The sequence below is a fragment of the Mesorhizobium sp. M0590 genome (assembly GCF_040320905.1).
Classification (GTDB): Bacteria; Pseudomonadota; Alphaproteobacteria; order Rhizobiales; family Rhizobiaceae; genus Mesorhizobium.
Genome location: NZ_JAMYQN010000077.1, coordinates 1 through 620, shown reverse-complemented (window position 1 = coordinate 620; position 620 = coordinate 1). Strand labels below are relative to the sequence as shown.

Annotated in this window: 1 protein-coding gene; it reads left to right on the top strand. The window is 64.4% G+C overall.

Annotated elements, in window-relative coordinates; translation table 11 throughout:
- On the top strand, positions 1–620 hold a 620-nt coding region (locus NKI52_RS32680), incomplete at both ends, for an IS1380 family transposase (RefSeq protein ID WP_352700874.1).

Genomic DNA, 620 nt, shown 5'->3' with positions numbered 1-620 from the left:
GAGGTGGAGAAACGACTGCGGGTGGCCGACCGTCTGGCGCGCTGCATCGATGATCCACGCAGCCCGGACCAGGTCATCCACAACTTTGCAGATATGATCGGCTTCCGCATGAAGATGATCGCCGCCGGTTACGAGGATGGCAACGACGCCAACCGGCTGCGTTCCGACCCGGTCTTCAAGATGGCCCAGGATGCGCCCCCTTCGGGTCGGGATCTGGCGTCGCAATCGACGATGTGTCGGCTGGAGAACCTACCCGATGTGCGCTCGCTGCTCGCCATGGGCCGGACGATGGTCGACCTCTACTGCGCCTCCTTCCGGCAGATTCCGAAGCGGATCGTGCTCGACATCGACGACACGTTTGACGCCGTGCACGGCAACCAGCAGCTCCGCCTCTTCAATGCCCATCACGACGAGTACGGCTTCCAGCCGATCGTTGTGTTCGATGGCGACGGCCGGTTCGTGGCTGCTGTCCTGCGACCGGCCAAGCGGCCAAGTGGGGCTGAGATCCGCGCTCACCTGCGCCGCCTGGTGCGGGCGATCCGGAGCAACTGGCCGAACATCCGGATCCTGATCCGGGCCGACGGTCACTATTGCAGCCCGCAGATCATCGACTGGTGCCG